Origin of the sequence: Photobacterium satsumensis (assembly GCF_050336935.1) — a bacterium.
Lineage (GTDB): Bacteria > Pseudomonadota > Gammaproteobacteria > Enterobacterales > Vibrionaceae > Photobacterium > Photobacterium satsumensis.
Genome location: NZ_JAKJSK010000014.1, coordinates 1 through 19,184, shown reverse-complemented (window position 1 = coordinate 19,184; position 19,184 = coordinate 1). Strand labels below are relative to the sequence as shown.

The following is a 19,184-nucleotide window of genomic DNA, read 5'->3' as shown; positions in this document are numbered from 1 at the left end:
TTTGCGGGTATTCATTATTCTTGACAACCAGGTGTCAATATTTTGACCATTATAATGATAATTCCCATAATGAATAGTGATTTTTTGCTCTATTCGGTGTTTTTTCCAAACAATTTCCGTGAGTTATTATCCTGGCCAGCACCATATTCGGTTGAAATTTCAGGCGCAAAGTAGCGACCTTGACCACCATTGACCCCTAATTGCTTGAGAACCTGCCACTCTTTGGCATTTTCAACACCAACCGCAATGACCTTAACATCCGAATCTGCACACGCCCCCAGCATACTCCTGACGAATAACTGGTTTTCCTGACGGAGGTTTATTTCACGCACCAAGCTACGGTGCAATTTGACGTAATCAGCACGGATATCCTTGATGTAGTGGGTACTAACAATGGTGCGCCCAGCCTGATCGACCACCAGCTTACAGCCGAGGCCTACCAACATCCGGGTAACCGGCCGCATTGCATCAAGGTGTTTGACCAAGCCCCCTTCGGGAATTTCAAACGACAGCCGATTAAGAACCGTACGCGGGGTCTGCAGCAGCTCATCCCGCAGCCATTTGACAAAACTTTTCTCCAGTAAGGCTTCAACGCTGAGGTTAACGGAAATTGACTCGGTCACCGGCTCGCTCTTGAGCATGTGTAGCGCCTTGGTCACCACAGATCGATCCATCCGGGCATTGAAACCGACTTGTTCAACCGCGGTAAGAAAACGTGAAGCTTTGATCAACATACCGTTTTCATCACGGATACGGGACAGCAGTTCACGGTGCAGCGGGCTGCCATCAACCAACTGTACCGGTTGCTGGTACAGTACCGGACCACCGCTATTAAATATTGCATCCAGCAAGGTGCGCCAGCGAACACTGCCACGGGCATCTTCAAACTGCTGATCCTTTTTAAAAGCGTACCAACTATTGGTGCCCTGCAACTGAGCGCTACGCAGAGCCATATCCGCTTCATCCATGATCCGGCCGCGGCGCTCACCGCTGGCACAGAACGTCACCCCGATATGACACCAGTTATCCGGCTCCAGCGGCGCTGGTGGTGATAACCTGTCCAGTGCATTCATCAACGCATTACTGAACTGCTTGACCTCTTTCACCGATTGCTGGGACAACAAAATAGCAAACTCAGCATCGAAGTAACGCGAAAGTACCGTATCCGGGTAGCGCTGGATCAGGTTCGACAAGATCCCACCAACATCCTGGACCAGTTCATCGGCCTCTGCCTTGCCCTTATCGGCCAGCAACTCCTCCCAGTCGGTTATACGGATCAGGATCACCGCACCGTGGGTTTCCTGATCTTGCAACATCGATTGCAGCCGGCTATCAAACAACACACGGTTTGCCGCCCCTGTCAGCTGATCAAGGAAGGTATGGGTGCGGATAAAGGTATCGAACCGGCTTCGTTCCTGACGGGCATCTTTGAGTTCGGCGATCATTTTGTCCAGCGCAAGGCTGGCCGTTGCCGGCCACTCCCGTTCATCACCCACTTCGTTTTCTTCGACCCGCCCGGCCAATATCAGCCGTCCGCGATGCTCAAGCAGTTCCGAGCCCTCCAGCTGGCGCCGTAGCCACTCCATCCCCCAAACTAGTCCCAAGATGATGATAGCGACCGCCAGACTTATCGACGACATGGCTCCTATCGAATAGGTGAACTCGGTGTAAGGCGGGATCGACTTCATGGTGACGGTAAAGCCGGGGTTATGCTCAAGATCGTAACGGCTTTCATGAAGGATGCTCGGATCGGTAAGCGGTTGTAACCCTTGGAAGGAGTAAACCACCCCGGCAACACTGCCTACTTCTAGCTCAACCACATTACTGGCCTTGAGCAATTTAGGCAGCCAACGTGAAATGGCTTGCGAACCCTGCGGATCAGCCAGTTCCTGGTCGATAACTTCCACAACGCCATCAAGATAATGGGTGAGGTAGTCCTGTCCTAACTTGCGAAAACTCACCGCCCCGCCAATAAAAATGACGAAAATGGCACAAATCACAATTAACGTAACAAAGGCAACCAGACGGTTGGTTAAGCGCATCCCTGAAGCTTTTCTCATAAGCAGCCAAAAAAAATTCAATGAGTCAAACAGATACCTAGCCATTTTGCATTACTGCAAGGAAAAGCAACGGTCGTATATTGCAAGCAAAATACCATTCTATTGATCATACTGTCAGTGCTAAAGCCGACAAATTAACAATTTTGTAAAACCCAACAAGCATAGAAACAGTCTGAACCGAGAATAAACTCATGGTAATGTAGGGAAAACGGCCATTTCGGCTCCCCACCAGCGCTATAGGGTTATTTACGACATGGATTGGATCACCTGCACAAAAAGCTTTGTCACCGTGGTCGACCAGGGCTCCCTCGCCCAGGCCGCCACCAAGCTCAATACTTCCAGCTCTGCACTCTCCAAGCGGTTGGCTTGGCTGGAAAAACAGCTGGGTGTGCAGTTGCTCAAACGTACCACCCGCAGCCTCACCATGACCGATGCCGGACGCCTTTTCTACCAGCGCAGTGCGCGTTTGCTTGATGACTGGCACCAGATGCTGGCTGAGACCACTTCAACCTATGGCGAGGTCAGTGGGGTATTGCGGATTGGTGCGCCGCTGGCCGTCGGCAGCCGTTTGCTGGTGCATTACCTGGCCGAATTTATTGAGGCCTACCCAAACATTCAGGTCGAGCTGCATACCATAACCCCGGGCCAACTGCCTGATCTCAACTTGGATGTCTTCATCAGCAAAGAGCTGACCGACTTCAACTCTTCGAGTTACATTGCCACCAGGCTGTTCAATTTCCGCCACGGCTTCTACGCTGCGCCATCGTATCTGGAAGGAAAACCGCTGATAGAAAGTCCCGAACAACTGGCCCAGCATAACTGCCTGATGTTCGGCACTCATGGCCACGAGCAAGAGCACCTGTTCGAGAACGATATACGCTTGCGGCTCAAGGGGAATTTCACCACACAAAACCCAGAAGCACTGGTTGCAGCGGCGGTAGCGGGCATGGGACTCATCCTCGCGGGGGAGAACACCGTCAAACGCGAACTCAGCAAGGGATTGCTGGTACCTGTGCTGCCGGAGCTTAAGCAACCCATCAGCTCAGCGTATGCCTACTACCCCAAGCTGGACTACAATCATGTCAAAACCAAGCTGTTCATTGATTTTATCAAGGCCAAGTCCAATCCGGCTCAGCGCTAAGCTCAACCCTCAGCCAATATGATGTAGATAATAAAAAGCCCCGCATTAGCGAGGCTTAATATTTTGGGTCAACGACCTATCAACACAGCAAGTGTTTAGAACGGAATATCGTCATCGAAATCCATTGGTGGCTCGTTGTACTGAGGCTGAGGTGCAGCCTGCTGTTGAGGAGCCTGTTGCTGTTGCTGCTGAGGAGCGAAGTTCTGCTGAGGAGCCGCTGCTGGCTGCTGAGGTTGACCCCAACCACCTTGTTGCTGCTGCTGTTGGCCACCCATCGGAGCACCCATACCCTGACCACCGCCCTGACGGCCGCCAAGCATCTGCATTACACCGTTGAAGCCCTGAACCACAACTTCTGTTGTGTAGCGGTCCTGACCACTTTGGTCTTGCCACTTACGCGTTTGCAGTTGGCCTTCGATGTATACCTGAGAACCTTTACGTAGGTACTCACCAGCAACTTCAGCAAGCTTGCCAAATAGCGCCACACGGTGCCATTCGGTTTTCTCACGCTGTTCACCAGTGTTCTTGTCACGCCAGCTTTCAGAAGTGGCAATGGTAATATTTGCTACTGCACCACCACTAGGCATGTAACGGATTTCCGGATCATTACCCAAGTTACCGACTAGGATAACCTTGTTTACGCCACGACTGGCCATAGTTCACTCCGATCTCATTATCGGTGCTGGGAAAAGACCAGCGACCGTTATTGAAAGTTTATACTTAATCGCGCAGTCTATCATGCTTCCCCCCTGATCGAACAGGGTTGAATCAGAGTAAAATGTAGCAAAGGCCAGCACGAATAAGCGACACAGAAATGGTGCTATTATAACCATCCAACTGTGTTTTTATACAGCTTTTTCTTTCAAGGCCCTGAGCCCTGTGCAATAATGCCGCAGTCATAAATTAGTCAATAAAGCTCATCGATATGGATAACATTGAAGTCAGGGGTGCCCGTACTCATAACCTCAAGAACATTTCCCTCACGCTGCCTCGGGATCAGCTGATTGTTATCACCGGTTTGTCTGGATCAGGAAAGTCGTCGCTGGCTTTCGATACCCTGTACGCCGAAGGGCAACGCCGTTATGTCGAATCACTATCGGCCTATGCCCGCCAGTTCCTGTCATTAATGGAAAAACCGGATGTCGACCATATCGAAGGGCTGTCCCCGGCGATCTCCATCGAACAAAAGTCGACCTCGCACAACCCGCGCTCGACCGTGGGTACCATTACCGAGGTTTACGACTACCTTCGCCTGCTCTACGCCCGTGTCGGTGAGCCGCGCTGTCCGACCCACCATGTTGAGTTGGCCGCCCAAACGGTAAGCCAAATGGTCGACAAGGTGCTCGAGCTTCCGGAAGGCAGCAAGATGATGCTGCTGGCCCCTATTGTCAAAGAGCGTAAGGGTGAGCATGTTAAAACCTTGGCTAACCTTGCCGCACAAGGTTATATCCGTGCCCGTATCGATGGCGAGGTATGTGATCTGTCCGATCCTCCGACGCTGGAGCTTCACAAAAAGCACACCATCGAAGTCATCGTCGACCGCTTCAAGGTTCGTGACGATTTGCAGCAGCGTCTTGCCGAATCATTCGAGACGGCGCTGGAATTATCCGGCGGTACGGTGGTTGTCGGTCCGATGACCAACGGCGAGCATGAAGAGATCGTTTTCTCCGCCAACTTCGCCTGTCCACACTGTGGCTACAGCATGCAGGAGCTTGAGCCCCGACTGTTCTCGTTCAATAACCCAGCAGGTGCCTGTGGCACCTGTGACGGCTTGGGCGTTCAGCAATACTTCGACCCGGATCGCGTGGTGCAAAATGGTGAGCTAAGCCTCGCCGGTGGGGCTATTCGCGGCTGGGATAAACGCAACTTCTATTATTTCCAGATGCTCAAGTCACTGGCCGAGCATTACGGCTTTGATGTCGAGGCGCCTTACGATAGCCTGCCGAAGAAAGTTCAAGGCGTTATTCTGAATGGCTCGGGCAAAACCGAAATCGAGTTCAAATATATCAATGACCGCGGTGATATCACGGTACGACGCCACCCGTTTGAGGGGATCCTCAATAACATGGAGCGTCGCTACCGCGAAACAGAATCAAACTCAGTCCGTGAGGATCTGATCAAATTCGTCGCCACCAAACCGTGCAGCAGCTGTGACGGCTCACGCCTGCGCCTCGAGGCTCGCAACGTCTTTATCGCCGATACCACACTGCCAACCATCAGCGAAATGAGTATCAGCGAGGCGATGAACTTTTTCGATCAGCTGGCGCTGACTGGGCAAAAGGCCAAGATCGCCGAGAAGGTACTCAAGGAAATCAATGACAGATTGAGCTTCTTGGTCAATGTCGGCCTCAACTACCTTAACCTATCGCGCAGTGCCGAGACCCTATCAGGCGGAGAAGCCCAGCGTATCCGCTTGGCCAGCCAGATCGGTGCTGGCTTGGTCGGCGTGATGTACGTTTTGGATGAGCCGTCGATCGGACTCCACCAGCGAGATAACGAACGTCTGCTCAAAACTCTGACCCACCTACGCGATCTCGGCAACACCGTGATTGTGGTCGAGCACGATGAGGACGCTATCCGTACCGCTGACCATGTGATCGATATCGGCCCGGGTGCCGGTGTCCACGGCGGTAATATCATTGCCGAAGGCAAGCTGGCTGATATCGTCGCCAACGACAACTCGCTTACTGGCCAATATCTCAGTGGCAAAAAAGGCATTGCGGTACCGGAGCAGCGCGTAGTGATGGATCCAGAGCGGACCGTCAAACTGCTCGGCGCCACTGGCAATAACCTGAAAAATGTCGACGTCGAGATCCCGGTCGGGCTGCTGACCTGTATTACCGGGGTATCAGGTTCAGGGAAATCCACCCTGATCAATGATACCTTCTTCCAGATCGCCCACCACCAGCTCAACGGTGCCACTTCGGGCCGGGCTGCGCCATATAAAGAAATCCAAGATCTCGAGCACTTCGACAAGGTGATCGATATCGACCAGAGCCCGATTGGCCGTACCCCGCGCTCAAACCCAGCGACTTATACCGGGATCTTCACCCCGATCCGTGAACTGTTTTCGGGCACGCAGGAGTCACGCTCGCGTGGCTATAAACCGGGCCGTTTCAGCTTCAACGTCAAGGGTGGCCGCTGCGAAGCCTGCCAGGGGGATGGTGTGATCAAGGTTGAGATGCACTTCCTGCCGGATGTTTACGTACCCTGTGATGCCTGTAAGGGCAAACGCTATAACCGCGAAACACTGGAAGTGCGCTACAAGGGCAAGACCATCGACGAGGTGCTGGAACTCACGGTAGAAGACGCGCGCGAATTCTTCGATGCAGTACCGGCTATCGCCAGAAAGCTGCAGACCCTGATTGATGTCGGCCTGTCATATATTCGCCTGGGACAAGCGGCAACCACGCTATCGGGCGGTGAAGCCCAGCGGGTTAAACTGGCGCGAGAACTGTCCAAGCGCGATACTGGCAAGACACTGTATATTCTGGATGAGCCGACCACCGGCCTACACTTCCACGATATCCAGCAACTGCTCAATGTCCTGCACCGCCTGCGTGACCATGGCAACACCATTGTGGTGATCGAGCACAACCTCGATGTGATCAAGACTGCAGACTGGATCATCGACCTCGGACCGGAAGGCGGTAGCGGCGGTGGTGAAATCGTTGCAAGCGGTACACCGGAACAAGTGGCACAGATCGCAGGTTCGCACACTGCCCGCTTCCTCAAGCCTTTGCTGCCAGAGTGAACGCCAGTACAATAGCTCTGGCAACCTAACCAACGATGATAAACCGGGCTTGCAATCAAGCCCGGTTTTGTTTGATTTAGACAGTGAGACCCAGCGAATCACCATGACAGTGTTATATGTAAAAGGCACCAACCTTGCCGAGAAAGGGATCAGCAAGCCGATGATAAAGCCCTTCTTGGTGTCTCTCGGGATCCTATTCCTACTGGCAATGCACTACTTCCAGCATAATCCCGGCGGATCCGGGCTTGAGCTCTCATACAATGCCATGAGCTGGATCCCGTTCAGCTTCGCTATCGCATTCGGCTTGTTGGAAATTTGCCGCCAGCGGGTATGGCGCTACTCACGGCTGACTATCGTCCTCACCCTTTGCTGTGTCTTACTGACGCTGCCCGTGTTCTATCCCAATGCTGACGTCGGACAAAGCCTACCGAGGCTGCTGGGTTTATGGGCCGGTTTACTCTTTTTTGTCGGCTTGCAACAGTTCTCCTTCAACCACAAGCAGCGTCAGCGCATGCTATGGTTTGTACTGGCTGCAGTCTGGATCCAGGCCACCTTCGGTTGGGTACAATACATGGTGCTTGAGCCAGGCAACCCAATCGGTTATGACACCGTGGCCAACCGCCCTTATGGTATCTTCCAGCAACCCAATGTCATGGCCAGCTTCTTGGCCACAGGTCTCGTCCTGTCGGGTTATCTGTTGGCTCGTATTCCGATGTACCGGGGGAAATGGAGTTGGCAGCAATGCTTCTTGCTACTGACCCCGGTGATCACCCTTCCCTTGCTTGTCGTACTAAGCTCCCGCACCGGCTGGCTCGGAGCTGCCATGGGTACCCTTTTGCTCATTCCTTACCTGCGCCGCTTTGCCGCCAAAGCACAATGGCGGATGTGGCTACTGATGATAGTCTTGGGCCTAAGCCTGTCATGGCACATCAACAGCACATCGGGCTGGTCTCCGCAAGAAAACCGCCTGAGCTTGATCAGTGCCCGAGCAATGCATATCCCTCAAGCCGCCAATATGTTCTTCAACCAACCGTTGACGGGTTATGGCTACGGCAGCTTTGAGGTCAGTTATATTACCCAAACTGCAAGATGGCACCACGATAACCCAGACAGCCCTGCCGGTATGGCCGGCCTCGACCATCCACACAACGAACTGGTATTCTGGGCTGCGGAAGGCGGGATTATTCCACTACTGGCATTATTGGCAGCTGCAGGGGCGGTACTCCTCAAAATAATGAAAGCACGGGAAGGAACCCAACTGGCCCTGGTCGGCCTGTTTTTCCCGATCGTTCTACACTCCCAGCTGGAATACCCCTTCTATCACTCGCTGATCCACTGGGTGATCTTCATCTTGCTGATTTACTGGGTTGATAATCTGACCGCCAAGTACTACCGAAAAAAAATGCACTATATTCTGTCAATCCGCGCACTGGTATTGACGGTACCACTGATCACCACCGGCTTTATGGCCACTACTCTGTACTCTGGCGCCCAACTTACCCAGTACGAAACAAGCCACCCGGCCAATGTTGACTACCTGCTGCGGGTTAATAACCCTTGGGCGTGGCAAAACCGGTTCGAATGGGATTTGCACATCACCCAACTTCAGCTAGGTATAGCCAGTAATAACCCTGCTCTGATCCAGGAGTTTATCGACTGGGCTGAGCAGAAGGCCAAGCAATGGCCACGCATCGCGCTTTACCAAAACCTCGTTGCAGCCTATAACCAACTCGGTCAGCAAGAGCAAGCCGCCCAAATTCTGGATGAAGCCCAATACCTGTATCCGGGCCATACGTTTTTAACGGAGACGGACTTGCCAGCTCAGGCTGGAGAAAGAGAAACGCCGTAATCCCTATGATGTAATACCAGAACGAAAAAGGGCTACCAGTGGTAGCCCTTTTTGCTAATAAAGCCATAATCGCTTAGATTCACTTCAGCGTGGTTTCCAACGCCCGTAAACACAACGCGACATTTTCGCTTCGGGCTGCATAGCCCATCAGCCCAATACGCCATGCTTTACCCGCCAAAGCACCGAGGCCAGCACCAATTTCCAGGTTGTAGCGCTCCAGCAAGGTCTTCCTCACCTCGGCGTCATCAATACCCTCGGGAATATATACGGCATTAAGCTGTGGCAAGCGGTGGGCTTCATCAACCACAAATTCAATCCCTAATTGCTCTAGACCTTCACGCAACTCCAGATGGGCATCTTTATGACGCTGCCAGGCATTTTCCAAGCCTTCATTTTGCAGTAGAACCAAGGCTTCATGCAGTGCATACAAACTGTTCACCGGCGCGGTATGATGATAGCTTCGCTTGCCTTCTCCACTCCAGTAACCCAGCACCAAGCTCTGATCCAAAAACCAGCTCTGGACAGGCGCCTGACGGCTTTGGATCTTGGCGACGGCTTTCTCAGAGAAAGTCAGTGGTGACAAGCCCGGAACACAAGATAAGCACTTCTGGCTGCCAGAGTACACCGCATCAAGTTGCCATTCATCCACCAGCAAGGGCACGCCACCGAGCGATGTCACGGCATCGACAATCGTCAGGCAATCATGCTCACGGGCCAGTTTGGCAATCGCCTCTGCATCGGTCAAAGCACCAGTAGAGGTTTCGGCATGGACAAAGGCCACGATTTTGGCATCTGGGTGGCTCTCGAGCGCTTGGGCAACCAAAGCAGGATCAACAGGCTCGCCCCAGTTATTATCAACCATAACCGCAACACCACCGCAGCGCTCGACATTCTCACGCATCCTGTCACCAAACACGCCATTACGGCAGACAATCACTTTGTCACCCGGCTCTACCAAATTAACAAAGCAGGCTTCCATACCGGCACTACCCGGCGCAGAAACCGCAATGGTAAAGGTATTTTGAGTTTGGAAGGCATACTGTAGCAGTTGCTTGAGCTCATCCATCATGCCGATGAATAGTGGATCTAGGTGGCCAATGGTCGGACGGCTCAGGGCCTGTAGCACCTGTGGGTAAATATCCGATGGACCGGGCCCCATAAGGGTGCGTTGTGGTGGATAGAAACTACCAATCGTCATTTTTATCTTTCTCCCTGGCGGTAAGCGTGGCATTCGCCTCATTATTGTAAGGTACTGATTGACTATATCAGTATTAGGCTAATTATGCTTATCCCAAATCATAACCCCCTTGTAGCACATAGCTCCCCTGGATACTTGTGACAATTTTTTGCAATTTTTATGCATATTTTATTTCTGTGCAATTGACAACGGACTAGGAAATCCGGTTCAATATAGATCGTTTTTTGTTCATCCTGAGGAAAGGTTTTTCTCAGGTGAAGACAGAAGAGGAGCGTTACCCAGGTATCTGGATTGCGGGGCCCCACCCCAAAGCAGTCTTGAGAGGGGGAGTAACGCCGAGATACAACATGACAGGGGGCATGGAGTATCGGCTACGAAGGTTGAATCCTTCTGGCTGTCATCTATTCACTATGGTAATGAATAGATGGGGAGCTTCTGGTTGTTGTACCGGTTTACATCTTGCCTTTTTGCTCTCCTGACTTTTTGTCGGGACTACCATCCCGAGCCCCCTGTGAATTGCGTTTTGACTTTTTATTACTGGGAGACTCGTTGTGAGCTTTGTCGAAAATAACTTTACTGTTCCTCCACCGATAACCGTAGCGAAATTTGGCGGTACTAGCGTAGCCGATCATGCCGCCATGAGCCGAAGTGCCACGATCATCAAGGATAATCCTGCTGCCAAAGTAGTATTGATCAGTGCCTGTTCCGGCGTTACCAACCTGTTAGTTGAACTTGCAAATGGAATTGCCGATAACGAGCAGCGCTCCCAACGGCTACAGCAATTAAAATCGATACACCAAAACATTATCGACAAACTGGCCCGTCCGGAAGCCGTTGCTGACCACATAGAACAATTAATCAATACCGTGGCTAGTCTCGCAGAGCTGGCGGCCGATGCCCCTTCGACCAAGCTGACCGATCAATTGGTTGCCCATGGCGAATTGTTGTCGACCCACCTGTTTAGCCAAATTCTCAACGAAATGGGGGCTCCAGCCCAACGTTTCGATATTCGCTCCGTGATGCGCACTGACGGCCAGCATGGTAAAGCCATACCGGATGTCGATACTATCCGTCAGCTTGCCGATGAACAACTCCAGCCACTGCTGGAAAAAGACACCGTTATCGTTTCCCAAGGCTTTATCGGCTCAAGCCGTGAAGGCGAAACCACCACGTTAGGCCGCGGCGGCAGTGATTACAGTGCAGCCTTGGTCGCCGAGGCTATCAGCGCGGAAACTCTGGAAATATGGACCGATGTACCGGGTATGTATTCCACAGACCCGCGTATCACAAGCAATGCCAAGCCAATCAGCGAGATTAGCTTTAGCGAAGCGTCTGAAATGGCCAACTTCGGGGCGAAAATCCTTCATCCATCAACTCTGTTGCCTGCGGTCCGCCAACAAATCCCTGTCTTTATCGGTTCATCCAAAGCACCTGAACAAGGTGGCACCTGGATCCGCCAGCAAGTCAGCGAACCACCGAAATTCAGGGCTCTGGCACTGCGCTGTAATCAAACGATGGTAACCCTGACCAGCCTGAACATGTTCCATGCCTATGGCTTCCTGTCAGAGGTCTTTCGTATTTTGGCCGAACACAAAATCTCGGTCGACTTGATCACCACCTCAGAAGTCAGTGTGTCACTCACTCTGGATCAGACCGATACAGGAGGAGGCGCGCCTAGCCTACCAGAGAGCGCTATGGATCAGCTTAGCCAGCTATGCCGAGTAGACGTCGAGCAAGATCTTTGCCTGGTTGCATTGATCGGTAACGATCTTGGTGATGCCCCTGGCGCTGCAACCCAGGTATTCAGTCGCCTGGAACAATACAGCCCACGCATGATCTGCTTTGGTGCCAGCACCCACAACCTGTGCTTCCTGGTCAAAAACAAAGAGTCGCGGGAAGTGATTAAGGTCTTGCACCACGGGCTATTCGAGTAATCGTATATCTCAGGATGGGACAGAAAATAAGAAAAAGGCGCTCAATGAGCGCCTTTTTTAGTTTTGATGACCCGTCCTAAAAGGCGGGTCCATTAACCATAACTAGTTATTCAGATTCGGACCCAGCCATTTTTCAGCCTCAGCGAGATCCCACCCTTTGCGATCAGCATAGCTGTCTCGCTGATCGTTCTGGATCTGGGCGATTGCAAAATAGCGCGAATCCGGGTGGGAGAAGTACCAACCCGATACCGAGGCGCCCGGCCACATGGCGTAGCTGGTTGTCAGTGACATGTCGATCGTCTCTTCGACGTTTAACAACTCCCACAAGCTGCCCTTTTCGGTATGCTCCGGACAGGCCGGATATCCCGGAGCCGGTCGGATCCCTTGGTATTTCTCACGGATCAGATCGTCGTTGGACAAATCCTCATCTGGCGAATAGCCCCAAATATCCTTACGCACCTGCTCGTGAAGGTACTCGGCAAAGGCTTCAGCCAAGCGATCAGCAATCGCTTGGATCATAATGGCATTGTAGTCATCACCTGCCGCCTTATAGGCATCAGCCAGCTCACGCTCACCAATCCCACCGGTTACTGCAAAGGCGCCGATCCAATCAGCTTTACCGCTCTCTTTCGGCGCTATGTAATCAGACAGGCAGTAGTTGAAACCTTTGGGTTTATCCGTTTGCTGGCGCAAGTTATGCAGTACTTTGGCAACTTCGGTGCGAGACTCATCGGTATACACCTCGATATCATCGCCCACGCTGTTGGCCGGGAACATGGCACACATACCACGGGCTTCCAGCAACCCCTCCAGCTCAACGCGATCGAGTAAGTCATTGGCATCTTTAAACAAACGACGAGCTTCCTCGCCCACTTCCTCATGATCAAGGATGGCAGGGTATTTCCCCATCAACGACCAGGTCATGAAGAATGGCGTCCAGTCAATATACTGGCGCAGGGTAGCAACATCGAAGCCCTCAAACACTTGGACGCCTGATTTGCATGGTGCTGGCGGCGTATAGGTCTCCCAGTCAATGGCCACTCGGTTTGCCCGAGCCACAGCCAGAGAGACCTGCTTGGTCTTGGGCCGCTTGCGGCTATGCTGATCACGCACCCTGACATAATCGGCATCCAATTTCTCGACAAAAGCCGGACGCAGCTCATCAGAGAGCAGCGAAGTACACACCCCTACAGCACGAGACGCGTTGTTCACATAAACGACTGGATGGCTGTAATTCTGTTCTATCTTCACTGCGGTATGCGCTTTGGAGGTTGTCGCCCCACCAATCAGTAAAGGTAACTCAAAGCCTTGTCGCTCCATTTCCTTGGCGACATGCACCATCTCGTCAAGCGATGGCGTGATCAGGCCCGACAGGCCTATAATATCGACATTCTCTTCCTTGGCGACCTTGAGGATTTTCTCACAAGATACCATCACACCCAGATCGATGATCTCGTAGTTATTACACTGAAGTACCACGCCTACAATGTTTTTACCGATATCGTGGACATCACCTTTTACCGTCGCGAGTAAAATTTTACCGTTAGTGCTTCCGGCCTGCTTCTCAGCGTTAATATACGGCTCAAGGTGGCCAACGGCCTGTTTCATAACACGGGCAGATTTCACTACCTGTGGCAGGAACATCTTGCCTTCACCAAACAAGTCGCCAACCACGTTCATGCCATCCATCAGCGGTCCTTCAATAACCTCCAATGGCTTGGATGCATTCACCCTGGCTTCTTCGGTATCTGCGACAATAAATTCAGTGATGCCTTTGACCAATGCATGCTCCAGCCGTTTTGCTACCGGCCAGCTGCGCCACTCAAGTAGAGAGGCATCTTCTTCCTTGCCGACACCTTTATTGGCATAGTCAGCAGCAATATCCAGCAAACGTTCCGTCGAGTCATCACGCCGGTTCAGAACTACGTCTTCTACGGCTTCACGCAGTTTTTCCGGAACGTTATCATAGACCTCAAGTTGCCCTGCGTTAACGATCCCCATATCCATGCCGTGCTTGAAGCAGTGATACAGGAAAACCGCATGGATAGCTTCACGCACATAGTTGTTGCCGCGGAATGAGAATGACACATTGGACACTCCGCCTGAGATCATCGCGTGGGGTAAATCACGTTTGATATCAGCAACCGCTTCAATGAAATCCACCGCATAGTTGTTATGCTCATCAATACCGGTAGCAACGGCAAAGATATTCGGATCAAAGATGATATCTTCCGGTGGGAAGCCAACCTCATCCACCAAGATCCGGTAGGCATTGGTACAAATTTCCAGCTTGCGCTTTCTGGTATCCGCCTGCCCGACTTCATCGAACGCCATCACGATAACCGCCGCGCCATAGCGACGGATCAGCTTGGCCTGCTCGACAAACTTCTCTTTGCCTTCCTTAAGCGAGATAGAGTTAACAATTCCTTTGCCCTGAATGCATTTCAGGCCAGCTTCGATAACCTCCCACTTGGAGGAATCGACCATGATAGGCACTTTGGATATCTCAGGCTCAGAAGCACACAGATTGAGGAAGCGAACCATGCACGCTTCAGCATCCAGCATCCCCTCATCCATGTTGATATCGATGATCTGGGCGCCATTTTCGACTTGCTGACGGGCCACATCCAGTGCCTCGTCATACAACTCTTCTTTAATCAGGCGTTTAAACCTGGCCGAACCGGTAACGTTGGTTCGTTCACCAACATTAACAAATAAGGTCTCCTTCTCGATGAGCAAGGGTTCAAGACCGGATAATCGGCAGCCAACCGGTAATTCAGGTAACGCACGAGGGCTCACCTCTGCCACAGCTTCTGCCATCTGGCGGATATGTTCCGGCGTGGTACCACAGCATCCCCCGACCAAATTCAGGAAACCGCTCTGCGCCCATTCCCTAATATGTTCGGCCATTTCTTCCGGTGACAAATCATATTCACCGAAAGCGTTCGGCAGGCCAGCATTCGGGTGTGCTGATACCGCACACTCGGAAATGCGTGACAGCTCTTCAACATACTGGCGGAGTTCATCTGGCCCTAGTGCACAGTTCAATCCAAATGAGATAGGTTTGACATGCCGTAGTGAGTGATAGAAGGCTTCCGTTGTTTGACCTGAAAGGGTTCGACCTGACGCATCCGTGATAGTGCCGGAAATCATGACCGGCAACGAGCAGCCATCTTCTTCGAAAACGGTGTCCACCGCGAATGCACAGGCTTTGGCATTGAGGGTATCGAAAATAGTTTCGATAAGGATGATATCGGCTCCGCCTTTAATCAACGCTCGTGTTGATTCGGCATAAGCCTCAACCAACTGATCAAAGGTAACATTTCGGTAACCTGGGTCATTTACATCCGGTGAGATAGAACAAGTACGGTTGGTCGGGCCAAGCACACCAGCAACGAAGCGTGGTTTATCCGGCGTCTTTGCCGTCCACTCGTCAGCAGCTTGGCGCGCAAGTTTGGCAGCCTCTAGATTGATCTCACCACTCAACGCTTCCATCTCGTAATCGGCCATTGCGATCGTCGTTGCGTTGAAGGTGTTGGTCTCTAGGATATCGGCACCGGCCTCGAGATAGGCTGCATGAATATCCTTGATCAATTGCGGTTGTGTCAGTACCAGTAAGTCGTTATTGCCCTTGAGATCCATGTGCCAATCGGCAAAACGCTCACCACGATAATCTTGCTCTTCCAGCTTATAGTCCTGGATCATGGTGCCCATGCCACCATCAATGATCAGGATCTGCTCTGCCAAGCGCTTATTTAATAAATCCTTGCCCATCAACACCGCTTTGCTTCCTTATCTAATGTTACAGCTAGTTCACATCCTACCATAGCAACAATGGAAATCTAGACGTCTAAAGGGCTTTTCATTGATTAAATTTTAACTCACTGAAAGAAATTAATGATAGCTATCGAGCAGTGATAGATTTATATTTTGACACAATTTTCAGCTTTACTTTAAATCACCATCGAGGTCACGGGATGTCAGTTTACAGCACCCTCTGTTTCCTGGCGGCAGCAGCTATGCTTATCGCCTTCATAAACAGCAAAATAGGAAAAATGCAGACCACTATCGCCATTACCGCCGGGGCGCTGATGCTATCTTTGGGCATCATTATTGCCGGGCATAACGGCTGGTTCCACCTAGAAGCCATTGCTGCAACCCAACTCGGCGAAATAAACTTTGAGAGTTTCTTGCTCAAAGGTATTTTGGGATTCTTGCTCTTTGCTGGCGGCTTGGGGATCAAACTGCCCCATCTCGAAGACCAGAAATGGGAAATTACCACACTGGCACTCGCCGCAACCTTATTCTCGACCTTTTTTATCGGTTTTGCCCTGTGGGGGATTTGCCAGGCTATCGGTATCCAGCTAGATCTGATCTACTGCTTGATCTTTGGCTCACTTATTTCGCCAACCGACCCCATTGCTGTACTCGCTATTGTAAAAAAACTCGATGCGCCAAAACGCATTTCAACCCAAATTGAGGGCGAATCTCTATTCAATGACGGCTTTGGCCTAGTCATTTTCGTTACCTTATTTACCATCGCTTTTGGTAACGAAGCCCCTACCGTACTTGGCGTCGGCCAATTATTCCTGCAGGAAGCCATTGGCGGTATCGCCTACGGCTTTGCCCTCGGTCTGATTTTCCACTACCTGATAAGCTCAACCAATGACCACTCAATGGAACTATTGCTGACCCTTGGCATACCAACGGCGGGCTATGTCTTTGCTGATGTCATCCATGTATCTGGTCCGCTCGCCATGGTGGTATCAGGTATTATGATTGGTAACTGGACCCGCTATATTGGCTTTTCCAAAGAGAGTGAAGATCATCTCGACCACTTCTGGGAGCTAGTCGATGAGTTCCTCAATGGGGTACTGTTCCTATTGATCGGTATGAGTATGCTGCAGTTCAGCTTCCACCAAGAAGACTGGGTTCTGATGGTCATTGCCGTTCCATTGGTCTTATTGAGCCGCTTCCTCAGTGTCAAGCTCTCTTATCTCGGCTTCCAGCGCTACCGCGACTATAACCCGATGTCGGTTAAAATCCTTACTTGGGGTGGCTTACGAGGCGGCCTAGCCCTTGCTATGGCGATGGCTATCCCAGCAGGGGTCATGGTTATCCCAGATAAAAATATCGATGTCCGGGAGATCATGCTGGTCATGACCTATTCGGTGGTAGTGTTCTCAATTTTGATCCAAGGCTCAACTATCACCTCCTTGATCCACAAGGCCAAGCACTGGGAAGCTGAAAATAACGCCTAATATATTCTCGGTTGGGATCGTTGCTATATAAAAAAGACCTGCAAATGCAGGTCTTTTTTTATCTCGCCAAAAGTACTATTCATCCTTGGTAAAGTTAGCTTCTGAGAACTTATCCAAGTCATAGGGTGTTTGCTGGTAAACACAGTAATTAAGCCAGTTAGAAAACAACAAGTGACCATGGCTGCGCCAGCTTCCAATAGGCGGATTTTCCGGATTATTACCCGGGTAATAATTAACAGGCATGTTTGGCTCCATTCCTTCACCAACATCCCGTATATACTCATTGTGCAAAGTATCGACATCATACTCAGGGTGACCGGTAACAAAGACGTTTCGCTTGTCTTTGGTGGCCGCGAGATATACCCCAGCCTGATCTGAGGTAGCAAGAATGTCGAGATCTGTATGTTCTGCCAGATACTCTGGCGAGAAGTCAGCATAGCGAGAGTGCGGGGCCAGGAAAGAATCATCGAAGCCTCGCAAGATAGGGTTATGACAATCATGGGTCCGGTGCCAATATACCCCTGACAACTTATCTTTTCGTGTGCGCTTAGGCAGATCGTAAAGTAGCTTCAATCCCGCCTGAGCGGCCCAACAAACAAATAAGGTTGAGGTGACATGCTCCTTGGCCCAATTCATGATGGCCTGGATCTCTTCCCAATACAGCACATCTTCAAACTGTACGAGGCCCAGTGGCGCACCAGTGACAATCAGGCCATCAAAGTTACGGTCCTTGACCATCTCGAACTGGCGATAGAAGGTATCGAGGTGTTCTGTCGGCGTATTCTTGGTCGGTCGATTATCGATCCGGAGCAACTCAACATCCACCTGTAGCGGGCTGTTAGACAGCAAACGCAGGAACTGGGTTTCCGTTTCAATTTTCTTCGGCATCAAGTTAAGCAGCAACACCTTCAAGGGACGGATTTCCTGACTTGACGCACGGGCCTCCGACATTACGAAGATATTCTCACCTCGCAAGATATCGGTAGCAGGTAATTTGTCAGGGATCTTAATCGGCATCGGAGTTTCTCCTTAAACATTTTTTCGATCTATACCATCACAGCAAGGATGTTTAGACGTCCAGATTTCTAAATAAAACTATAAGAGATCACACGCGGGTGCAAGTAAAAGAAGATTAAAAGAATGAAAGGAGGGGACTATTTGCATGAGGAAAACTCATAAAGAGCGAAGGGGAGTGGATAAGAGTTTTTGATCTGTAGAAATGAAAAAACCCAGCCGTTAGGCTGGGTTTAGAAGAAGTGTTCAGCAATGACCTACTCTCACATGGGGAGACCCCACACTACCATCGGCGCTACAACGTTTCACTACTGAGTTCGGCATGGGATCAGGTGGGACCATTGTGCTATTGTCGCTGAACAAAATCGTGGTGCTAGTACCCAGATTCGAACTGGGGACCTCACCCTTACCAAGGGTGCGCTCTACCAACTGAGCTATACCAGCACGCAATGCTGTATAAAACTCGCTTTTTGCGAATTTCAAAATTGGGAGCCTGGCGATGTCCTACTCTCACATGGGGAGACCCCACACTACCATCGGCGCTATTACGTTTCACTACTGAGTTCGGCATGGGATCAGGTGGGTCCATAATGCTATGGTCGCCAAGCAAATTCTGTTTATTCACCGCCCCCCGGGCAGTAAATAGCAATCTGGGAAAATCTAACTAGTTGTTCTCAACACGCATTCAAGTGCTTATGGAGTCCGTAAAAACCCCTTGGGTGTTGTATGGTTAAGCCTCACGGGCAATTAGTACAGGTTAGCTCAACGCCTCACAGCGCTTACACACCCTGCCTATCTACGTCGTAGTCTTCAACAACCCTTTAGGAACCTTATAGGTTCAGGGATGACTCATCTCGAGGCTCGCTTCCCGCTTAGATGCTTTCAGCGGTTATCGATTCCGAACTTAGCTACCGGGCAATGCGTCTGGCGACACAACCCGAACACCAGAGGTTCGTCCACTCCGGTCCTTCCT

General features: G+C 51.2%; 10 protein-coding genes, 1 tRNA gene, 3 rRNA genes and 1 riboswitch. Of the genes, 5 read left to right on the top strand and 9 right to left on the bottom strand.

Translation table 11 applies throughout. The features are described 5' to 3' along the window. Positions 1-89 precede the first annotated feature (89 nt). Complete coding sequence (gene csrD, locus L4D79_RS24085) at positions 90-2,060, bottom strand: RNase E specificity factor CsrD (RefSeq protein WP_428655219.1); 1,971 nt, start codon at positions 2,058-2,060, stop codon at positions 90-92. 253 nt (positions 2,061-2,313) lie between these two features. Between csrD and L4D79_RS24080 the strand changes: the two genes are divergently transcribed. Further along, positions 2,314-3,201 carry a LysR family transcriptional regulator gene (locus tag L4D79_RS24080; RefSeq protein WP_428655217.1) on the top strand — a complete coding sequence of 296 codons (888 nt, stop codon included), beginning with the start codon at positions 2,314-2,316 and terminating at the stop codon, positions 3,199-3,201. A gap of 95 nt (positions 3,202-3,296) precedes the next feature. Here L4D79_RS24080 and L4D79_RS24075 read toward each other — a convergent pair whose 3' ends face one another. Continuing rightward, positions 3,297-3,857: a single-stranded DNA-binding protein gene (locus L4D79_RS24075; protein WP_428655215.1), complete on the bottom strand. Its 561-nt coding sequence runs from the start codon at positions 3,855-3,857 to the stop codon at positions 3,297-3,299. Between the two features lie 269 nt (positions 3,858-4,126). Here L4D79_RS24075 and uvrA point away from each other — a divergent pair, with 269 nt between their 5' ends. Beyond that, positions 4,127-6,955, top strand: coding sequence for an excinuclease ABC subunit UvrA (gene uvrA, locus L4D79_RS24070; protein WP_428655213.1), 2,829 nt, complete (start codon positions 4,127-4,129; stop codon positions 6,953-6,955). Next, the gene (locus tag L4D79_RS24065) at positions 6,864-8,804 is read left to right on the top strand and encodes a PglL family O-oligosaccharyltransferase (RefSeq protein WP_428655211.1); all 1,941 of its coding nucleotides are present in this window, start codon (positions 6,864-6,866) and stop codon (positions 8,802-8,804) included. The genes uvrA and L4D79_RS24065 overlap by 92 nt, the downstream gene beginning before the upstream one ends. Positions 8,805-8,883: 79 nt before the next feature. Here the strand turns inward: L4D79_RS24065 and L4D79_RS24060 are convergent, their stop codons facing one another. After that, a complete protein-coding gene (locus L4D79_RS24060; protein ID WP_428655209.1) occupies positions 8,884-10,002 on the bottom strand; it encodes a pyridoxal-phosphate-dependent aminotransferase family protein in 1,119 nt (372 codons plus the stop codon). Between the two features lie 256 nt (positions 10,003-10,258). After that, a riboswitch (Lysine riboswitch) is annotated at positions 10,259-10,445 on the top strand. Between the two features lie 108 nt (positions 10,446-10,553). Here L4D79_RS24060 and lysC point away from each other — a divergent pair. After that, positions 10,554-11,936: a lysine-sensitive aspartokinase 3 gene (lysC, locus tag L4D79_RS24055; RefSeq protein ID WP_428655206.1), complete on the top strand. Its 1,383-nt coding sequence runs from the start codon at positions 10,554-10,556 to the stop codon at positions 11,934-11,936. 102 nt (positions 11,937-12,038) lie between these two features. On the opposite strand, the gene metH is transcribed toward lysC, so the two are convergent. Beyond that, positions 12,039-15,710 carry a methionine synthase gene (gene metH, locus L4D79_RS24050; RefSeq protein WP_428655204.1) on the bottom strand — a complete coding sequence of 1,224 codons (3,672 nt, stop codon included), beginning with the start codon at positions 15,708-15,710 and terminating at the stop codon, positions 12,039-12,041. A gap of 203 nt (positions 15,711-15,913) precedes the next feature. Between metH and L4D79_RS24045 the strand changes: the two genes are divergently transcribed. Further along, complete coding sequence (locus L4D79_RS24045) at positions 15,914-17,197, top strand: cation:proton antiporter (protein ID WP_428655202.1); 1,284 nt, start codon at positions 15,914-15,916, stop codon at positions 17,195-17,197. 75 nt (positions 17,198-17,272) lie between these two features. Here the strand turns inward: L4D79_RS24045 and metA are convergent, their stop codons facing one another. The 5 genes from metA to L4D79_RS24020 all read right to left on the bottom strand — a co-directional run. After that, positions 17,273-18,214, bottom strand: a complete 942-nt coding sequence (gene metA / locus L4D79_RS24040; RefSeq protein WP_428655200.1) for a homoserine O-succinyltransferase MetA — start codon at positions 18,212-18,214, stop codon at positions 17,273-17,275. 241 nt (positions 18,215-18,455) lie between these two features. Continuing rightward, positions 18,456-18,571, bottom strand: a 5S ribosomal RNA gene (rrf, locus tag L4D79_RS24035). Positions 18,572-18,579: 8 nt separating this feature from the next. Continuing rightward, positions 18,580-18,655: transfer RNA gene (locus L4D79_RS24030), tRNA-Thr, on the bottom strand. 47 nt (positions 18,656-18,702) lie between these two features. Beyond that, a 5S ribosomal RNA gene (rrf, locus tag L4D79_RS24025) occupies positions 18,703-18,818 on the bottom strand. A gap of 119 nt (positions 18,819-18,937) precedes the next feature. Then, positions 18,938-19,184: ribosomal RNA gene (locus L4D79_RS24020) — 23S ribosomal RNA — on the bottom strand; the annotation flags it as partial.